At 33.5% G+C, this 8,547-nt stretch carries 8 protein-coding genes, 1 pseudogene and 1 riboswitch; of the genes and pseudogenes, 5 read left to right on the top strand and 4 right to left on the bottom strand.

Translation table 11 applies throughout. The annotated features are described in order from the left end of the window. Window positions 1-49: 49 nt before the first annotated feature. Together GYW75_RS12095 and GYW75_RS12100 are read right to left on the bottom strand one after the other, a co-directional pair. Window positions 50-820 carry an ABC transporter permease gene (locus tag GYW75_RS12095; RefSeq protein WP_085164429.1) on the bottom strand — a complete coding sequence of 257 codons (771 nt, stop codon included), beginning with the start codon at window positions 818-820 and terminating at the stop codon, window positions 50-52. Beyond that, window positions 813-1,757, bottom strand: a complete 945-nt coding sequence (locus GYW75_RS12100) for an ABC transporter ATP-binding protein (RefSeq protein ID WP_065589535.1) — start codon at window positions 1,755-1,757, stop codon at window positions 813-815. The genes GYW75_RS12095 and GYW75_RS12100 overlap by 8 nt, the downstream gene beginning before the upstream one ends. A 220-nt stretch (window positions 1,758-1,977) precedes the next feature. Here GYW75_RS12100 and mog point away from each other — a divergent pair, with 220 nt between their 5' ends. The 5 genes from mog (at window position 1,978) to cysS (ending at window position 7,090) form a co-directional block, all read left to right on the top strand. Then, complete coding sequence (gene mog / locus GYW75_RS12105; protein ID WP_065589534.1) at window positions 1,978-2,556, top strand: molybdopterin adenylyltransferase; 579 nt, start codon at window positions 1,978-1,980, stop codon at window positions 2,554-2,556. A gap of 156 nt (window positions 2,557-2,712) precedes the next feature. Next, entirely contained in the window at window positions 2,713-3,171 is a 459-nt protein-coding gene (gene argR / locus GYW75_RS12110; protein ID WP_065560627.1) for a transcriptional regulator ArgR, read from the top strand. Window positions 3,172-3,279: 108 nt separating this feature from the next. Beyond that, a riboswitch (Lysine riboswitch) is annotated at window positions 3,280-3,453 on the top strand. A 74-nt stretch (window positions 3,454-3,527) separates the two neighbouring features. Further along, the gene (gene lysC / locus GYW75_RS12115) at window positions 3,528-4,892 is read left to right on the top strand and encodes a lysine-sensitive aspartokinase 3 (protein WP_085164425.1); all 1,365 of its coding nucleotides are present in this window, start codon (window positions 3,528-3,530) and stop codon (window positions 4,890-4,892) included. 305 nt (window positions 4,893-5,197) lie between these two features. Beyond that, window positions 5,198-5,443: a GlsB/YeaQ/YmgE family stress response membrane protein gene (locus tag GYW75_RS12120; protein WP_065560625.1), complete on the top strand. Its 246-nt coding sequence runs from the start codon at window positions 5,198-5,200 to the stop codon at window positions 5,441-5,443. 249 nt (window positions 5,444-5,692) lie between these two features. Continuing rightward, window positions 5,693-7,090: a cysteine--tRNA ligase gene (gene cysS, locus GYW75_RS12125; RefSeq protein WP_085164423.1), complete on the top strand. Its 1,398-nt coding sequence runs from the start codon at window positions 5,693-5,695 to the stop codon at window positions 7,088-7,090. Between the two features lie 108 nt (window positions 7,091-7,198). Here the strand turns inward: cysS and trmJ are convergent, their stop codons facing one another. Beyond that, window positions 7,199-7,888, bottom strand: coding sequence for a tRNA (cytosine(32)/uridine(32)-2'-O)-methyltransferase TrmJ (gene trmJ, locus GYW75_RS12130; protein ID WP_051634114.1), 690 nt, complete (start codon window positions 7,886-7,888; stop codon window positions 7,199-7,201). Window positions 7,889-8,421: 533 nt separating this feature from the next. Continuing rightward, window positions 8,422-8,547 (bottom strand): annotated as a pseudogene (locus GYW75_RS12135) (IS5/IS1182 family transposase); the annotation flags it as partial.

The raw sequence follows: 8,547 nt of genomic DNA on the forward strand, positions 1-8,547 counted from the left end.
TCCGCCGATACAATACGGCGGAATAATAATTACTATTTCCTAGCTTTAATTAACTTCTCAATCCTAGTCCACTATCAATCAGTCGCCATGCAATTACATAAAGTACAGTTACAAATAAAATAAGCATTGAAAATGTGATCCATAATGGCACATCTGACACTCCCAAAAATCCATAACGAAAACCATTAATCATATAAACAATGGGATTAATTTTCGATACCCATTGCCAAAATGTTGGTAGCATTGTAATTGAATAAAAAACACCGCCTAGATAAGTTAATGGTGTTAACACAAATGTTGGAATAATGCTTATATCATCAAACGTCTTGGCAAATACTGCATTGAGTAGACCAGCTAATGAAAATAAAATTGAGGTCAATAGCAATGTAAAAATAACAAACAACCAAGAATGTACATCGAAGCGAACAAAGAATAGCGATACAACAGTAACCAAAATACCCGTTAAAATACCGCGCATCACACCACCACCGACATATCCTAGAATAAGAATATTTGTTGGTACTGGTGCCACCAATATTTCTTCAATGTTACGTTGAAATTTAGCACTAAAAAAGGATGAACAAACATTGGTATAGGAATTAGTAATTACTGACATCATTATTAAGCCTGGAACAATAAATTCCATATAGCTAAAACCGCCCATGTCGCCAACACGAGAGCCAATTAAATTACCAAAGATAATAAAATAAAGAGACATGGTAATAACAGGTGGAATTAAGGTTTGAATCCAAATTCTTAAAAATCGGGTCACTTCTTTACGCCAAATACTTTTTAAGGCAATCCAATATAAATTATTCATTAATGCCACCTTTTTGTTTAGTATCACTATGCAACAGCTCAACAAATAACTCTTCTAATCGATTCGCTTTATTTCGTACGCTGATAACTTTAATATTTTGTTTATTTAATTGTTCAAATAATTGATTTAATCCATTTTGTTTATCTACTTTCACTTCCAACATCCCAGGCTCAACATCGAAATAATTATAGCCATTTAACTCAATCGGCTTAGGCGTTGCCACATAATCAATAACAATTGTTTCAGATTGGCTTTTCGCCAATAGCTCACGCATTGATGAGTTTGCTATCAATTTGCCGCTCTGAATAATACCAATATTTCTACAGAGCATTTCTGCCTCTTCTAAATAATGTGTAGTTAAAATAATTGTGATACCTTGACGATTGATTTCACGTAAAAAATCCCACATAGAACGGCGTAATTCAATATCAACGCCTGCAGTCGGCTCATCAAGAATTAATAATTTAGGTTCATGCACGAGAGCTCTGGCTATCATTAATCGCCTTTTCATTCCACCTGATAGCATGTTAGCTCGACTATGACGTTTATCCCACAAATCTAAAACTCGCAAATATTTTTCGGCTCGCTCTAATGCGATTTTTCGGGGCAATCCATAATAACCACCTTGATTAGTGACTATTTGTAACACTTCTTCAAATTGGTTAAAATTGAATTCTTGCGGTACAATCCCTAATTGTCTTTTAGCATTTACAATATCGGTATCTAAGTCGTAACCAAAGATTTTTACTTGCCCGCAAGTTTTAGTCACTAATGAACTAATAATACCTATTGTTGTTGATTTACCAGCGCCATTTGGTCCCAGCAAAGCATAAAAATCGCCTGCTTGTACAGTTAAATCGATACCTTTTAATGCTTCTACACCGTTTTTATAGATTTTCTTGAGTGAGATTAACTCAAGTGCAGGAATTGATAGCATGAATATATCCTAAGTGAATCAATTATTATTTTAATAATATGATATCATGTTTAATGAATCGACAATATAATCAATCATTGTAAAGAGCTTTTTAGTTTTATTTATATCAATATAAATAAATTATAATTTCTAAAATAAAACACATATTATTAATTGAATACTAATAACGTATCTTTAATTATCATTCTGCGTCTAAGTTATTGCTTAAGGAATAAGTATCATGTTTAAGATTGGATTAGTTTCAGTGTCAGATAGAGCATCAAGTGGCATTTATCAAGATGAAGGCATACCATCATTAATATCATGGTTGCAAACAGCACTGAAAACACCATTTACAACCGAAAACCATATTATTCCAGATGAACAAGTTGTTATTGAACAAACATTATGTGAACTTGTTGATAGTCAACATTGCCATTTAATTTTAACTACTGGTGGCACAGGCCCTGCGACTAGAGACGTAACGCCTGATGCAACATTAGCAATCGCTGATCGTGTAATGCCAGGTTATGGCGAACAGATGCGTCAGATCAGTTTACATTTTGTACCAACAGCTATTTTATCTAGGCAAGTTGGTGTTATTCGCAAAAAATGTCTAATCATCAACCTACCTGGTAGACCAAAATCAATTAAAGAAACACTTGAGGGTGTTAAAGATGATCAAGGTAATGTTATTGTGAGTGGCATATTTGCTAGTATCCCTTATTGTATACAACTACTAGAAGGACCTTATATTGAAACCTATGACCAAATAGTGAAATCTTATAGACCGAAGGATGCTATTAAATCAACACTTTAATTTTATGCATATTTAACGCATAATTATGTATATAATAATTGCTACTGATACATTAAAATTGGTCGTAGTTATTTTGATTTAATTAGACTTTATTATGAGTCTTATAACGACATTTATTAGTAGTAAAGAGTAACAAATTAGAAGCCAAGGAACATTATGAAACAAGCTAATCTCACAAAAACATTTAAAGAGATGCTTCGTCAAGAGAAGTTTAGTTCACAAGTAGAAATCGTACAAGCGTTACAAGAACAAGGATTTGATAACATTAATCAATCAAAAGTTTCACGTATGCTAACCAAATTTGGTGCGGTAAGAACCAGAAATGCAAAATCCGAAATGGTCTATTGTTTACCTGCAGAAATAAGCGTACCAACAACTAGTAGCCCATTAAAAAACTTAGTGATTGATATTGATTTCAATAGCTCAATGGTGGTGATACGTACTAGCCCAGGCGCAGCTCAACTCATTGCTCGATTACTAGACTCAATTGGTAAATCGGAAGGTATTTTAGGTTCAATTGCTGGTGATGATACAATCTTTAGTACACCAACTAAAGAATGTACTGTAAAAAAATTATATCAAACTATTATTGAATTGTTTGAACGAGAGCTATAGATCTTTCCATTTTGCCATATTACAACTAAATAATTTTTAACTTTTAACCTATTGACACAATTAATAAAATCGTTAATCCTATATAGTGCTGATTTCGTAACAGAAGTTGCAAAACGAAGAGGCGCATTACTCAGGTAAGTCATTTTAGGGACTGGAACCACTAATAAATGATCGAGGGGACGTAATGCCGAGGTTTGATTACTCATCCAGAAGTAATTAAATCGACTGCAAGGGCTGAATCCCTTGGGTTGTCACCTTAACAGGTGGAGCGCTTCATGGTTTGTACTTTTTAATTGTAAATAGAACATGCCCGCTCTAACTCTGTTAAAAATAAAAATTTTTAATATGAGGAATCCATGGAAACATCATTTATAATAGCTAAATTTGGTGGTACTAGTGTTGCCGATTATCCAGCAATGGTTAATAGTGCCAATATTGTAATAGCTAATCCTAACGTAAAGGTTGTTGTATTATCAGCCTCCGCTGGCGTAACAAATTTGTTAGTTGCATTAGCAGAAGGACGTGACGCTGAAGTAAGATCTCAACATATTGCGAAAATTCAATCTATCCAATACAACATTCTAGAACAATTACCTGAAAATCCAAAACTACGTGCTGAAATTGACCAAATCATTGCCAATATAGCCTCATTGTCAGAAGCGGCAAGCTTAGCAACATCACCTGCGTTAACCGATGAGCTTGTTAGCCACGGTGAAATTATGTCTTCAAAACTGTTTGTCGAAATATTAAAAGAAAAACAGAAAAAAGCCATGTGGTTTGACGTACGAAAAGTTATGCGCACCAATAATAACTTTGGTAAAGCAACACCTAAAATTGAAGATATTAAACAGCTTTGTTGTGCCCATTTAAAGTCACTAGACAATAGTTGTGTCATTGTAACACAAGGGTTTATTGGCAGTGAAAGTTCTGGAAAAACCACTACTTTAGGACGAGGTGGAAGTGACTATACAGCAGCTTTACTAGGTGAAGCATTGGGTGCAACTCAAATTGATATTTGGACTGATGTTGCTGGAATTTATACTAACGACCCTCGCATTACTCCAGCAGCTAAACGCATTGATGAAATATCTTTTGCGGAGGCGACCGAAATGGCAACGTTTGGAGCAAAAGTACTACACCCAGCAACGCTAGTCCCAGCTGTACGTAGCAATATACCAGTCTTTGTTGGTTCAAGTAAAGCGCCACAAGATGGAGGAACTATTGTTTATAGCACTAATAGCATCACATCTAAATTACCTGTTTTCAGAGCATTGGCGTTACGTCGTAAACAAACCTTACTAACACTAACCAGTTTAAATATGCTACATGCACAAGGCTTTCTTGCAAATGTGTTTACGATATTAGCTAAGCATAACATTTCGGTTGATTTAGTAACTACATCAGAAGTAAGTATTGCACTAACCATCGACACTACAGGTACCAATACCAACGGAAACAGTTTATTAACAAAAGAATTATTTGATGAATTATCAACCGTTTGTCATGTCGATATTGAGGAAGATTTAGCTCTCATTGCTATTATTGGTAATAACCTAACCTCAACCAGAGGCATTGCAAAAGAAGTGTTTGGTGTATTAGATGAATTTATTATTAGGCTTTGCTGTTATGGGGCAAGTACTCACAATCTTTGTTTATTAGCAAAAAGCAATGATGCCGAGTCAATTATTAAAATTCTACATAAAACAATTTTCGAACAATAATATATAAAGGGAGATTAAACCTCCCTTTTAATTACGTTTAGTTATCTTCCTATATTCATCAAGTATATGTCCAGAGTTGGAAACATGGTCAAATACTTTAATTTTAATTAAAAAAATCATAAGATAACAAATTACCAACAGCATTTACCTACCAAATCCTTATTCATTGATTATTAAAAAATTTACCGTCATTTATTATTTTTAATCAATTGATTAAAACTATTACATTGAGCATCAACATCTGTTAGATTTTTTTATTTATTTGAGTAAACTAAAATTAATTTCAATAAAAGAAGGAAATTATCATGGGTATTATAAGTTGGGTTATTCTAGGATTAATTGCCGGCTGGATTGCAAAGTTTTTTATGCCACTAGGACGTGTAGGGGTTTTTAAAACTATTTTATTAGGCATAGCAGGAGCCTTAGTGGGTGGGTATATTAGCACCTTCTTTGGTTGGGGTAGTGTAACTGGATTTAATTTCCCTAGTTTGTTAATTTCAGTACTTGGATCGATTATACTCATTTATATCTATCGCCATTTAAAACAATAAGTTATTTTAATTTAAATTGGCGGGTAAACCGCCAATTTAAATAAGATTAAGGTTTGTATTTATAGTACATCATATTTCTTATCATCAACCTTAAAAACATCTATACAAACTCAACAAATTTAATTCAGTTATATTGTTATACGCATTTTCTCAATTTTGCTTACAAAGTTCTTAATAAGTAATTTCGTCATATCCAGAATTTTGTTATATTATCTAACAAAATCCATCAATTTTACCCTGTAGATTATAATGTTAAAAATATTCAATACATTAACACGAGAAAAAGAAATATTTCAACCAATTACCCCTAATAAAGTTGGACTCTATGTTTGTGGAGTGACAATTTACGATCTTTGTCATATTGGTCACGGACGTACTTTCGTTGCTTTCGATGTTGTCGCACGTTATTTACGTTTTTTAGGTTACGATTTAACTTATGTTCGTAATATTACTGATGTTGATGACAAAATAATTAGACGTGCGTTCGAAAATGGTGAAACCTGTGATCAACTTACAGATAGAATGCTACAAGAAATGTATACCGATTTTGATGCACTAAATATTCGTCGGCCTGATATAGAGCCTCGTGCAACTCATCATATGTCACAAATCATCAAATTAGTTGAAGAGCTTCTCGAAAAAAAACATGCATATATTGCCAATAATGGTGATGTCATGTTTTCGGTAGACAGCGATCCGAATTACGGTATTTTATCTCGCCAAAATTTAGAACAATTACAAGCTGGTGCTCGAGTTGAAGTTGTTGATGTTAAACAAAATCCAATGGATTTTGTATTATGGAAAATGTCAAAACCTAACGAACCAAGTTGGGATTCACCATGGGGTAAAGGTCGCCCTGGTTGGCACATTGAATGTTCAGCAATGAACAGCTATCAATTAGGCAATCACTTTGATATTCACGGTGGTGGTTCAGATTTAATGTTTCCGCATCATGAAAACGAAATTGCCCAATCAACTTGTGCGCATAACGGTCAATATGTAAATTACTGGATGCACTCTGGTATGGTAATGATCGACCAAGAAAAAATGTCAAAATCACTCAATAATTTTTTCACTATTCGCGATGTATTAAAGCATTATGATGCTGAAACAGTACGTTATTTCTTACTATCTGGTCATTATCGTAGTCAGTTAAATTATAGTGAAGATAATTTAAAACAAGCAAGAATGGCACTTGAGCGACTATATACAGCCTTGCGTGATACTGATGCGAATCATCCATATACGACACCTGACAGTAATTATTATCGCCAGTTTTGTAACGCCATGGATGATGACTTTAATACACCAGAAGCTTATTCAACGCTTTTTGACTTGGCTCGTGAAATAAACAAAGCCAAAGCCGATAATAATATGCAACTTGCTAATGAATTAGCAGCTGAGTTACGTTATTTATCAGCAGTACTTGGATTATTAGAGCAAGATCCTGTTAAATTTTTACAAGGTGATAAGCAAGATGATGTTGATGTAGCATTAGTCGAAGCATTAATAAAACAACGTAACGAAGCAAGAGCAAGCAAAAATTGGTCTCAGGCCGATGAAGCTCGTGACAAACTAAATGCAATGAATATTGTTCTTGAAGATAGTGCAAACGGCACAACATGGCGCAAAAAAGCTAAAAGCTAAAAGCTAACATACTTAGAATTGATATTTTGATTAATAGATAAGATACTACATTAAACAGTATCAACCTTAAAATAGCACCCACAAATCTGTGGGTGTTTCTATTTGACATCAATGTAAAATTTTATTAATCGAAGTTAAAATGCCACGCAAAATATTTAGTTCCTGTTGTTCAATACGTGCACGTGTAAATAATCGACGCAAACGCCCCATAATTTGTCCTGGATGATTGGCATTAATAAACCCTGTCTGTAACAAAGTTTGTTCTAAATGCTGGTAAAATCGCTCTATATCAGCATCTATAGGAAACTCAGTTTCAGCCATATTCTCATTTTCCTTTTCAGATTGCTGATCTTCAAGATTGAGCATTGACATGCGAATTTCATAACACAAAACCTGTACCGACATGGCAAGATTTAAAGAACTATAACTAGGGTTAGCTGGAATTCCAACATGATAATGGCACTTTTGCAATTCTTCATTAGTTAAACCAACACGCTCACGCCCAAATACCAAAGCGACTTGAGTATGGAGATTTGAGGCTTCTTGAATAATCTTATCGCCACACTTTTTGGGAGTTAAATATGGCCACTGTAAACTACGAGAACGCGCACTAGTACCAATCACTAAAGTACAATCAGCAATGGCTTGTTCAAGTGAAGAAAAGATTTGTGCATTTTTTATAATATCACTGGCACCTGCAGCTAACGAAATCGATTGAGAATCAGGCTTGATGATCGGATTAACTAAACAAAGGTTAGTTAATCCCATGGTTTTCATTGCTCTCGCAGCAGAGCCCATATTGCCTGTATGAGATGTTTCAACCAAAACAATCTTCACATTATCTAAATAACTCACATTGTCCTCATTAGAATATTATCTAAACCAAAAATAAAAAAACTTAAAAATTCAGTATGTACTAAAATAACATTAAGACGCATAATATTGATTATTATTGATACAATAAAAAATATTAATAAAATTACTTTGTTTTTATTACAAAATAATTAACAACAAAACAAATTATTTACTCAAATATCATTAATGGTGTAAATTAATATAAAATCTGAATTTTAGATAGAAACCACAAAAATAAGATTAATAACAAAATTATATTGATTAACCCAACATAATTTGACACTAAAGAATCATAAAACAACAGTATTCACCATCCTTTCAAAAAATTAATTATGATCTGAATATCACCAATAAACAAGTGATATTACTCTGGTTATGCGTCATGACTTAGAAGAAAAATGCGTTAAACTAAATAAATGGAAAGCACAATTAATAAACTAATTAGGGGCTGTTGATCTTTGCTGCACATAAATTGCTCAACAATACATTGGCAGCCACATTAACATAAATGCCAGTGATACCATACTGGCATAATTCCTTTCTAACTTATCGTATCTAGTTGATATTGAACGATATTGCTTGATTCTAGCAAAGGCATTCTC

It is taken from the genome of Gilliamella sp. ESL0232 (assembly GCF_013346885.1).
GTDB lineage: Bacteria > Pseudomonadota > Gammaproteobacteria > Enterobacterales > Orbaceae > Gilliamella > Gilliamella bombi.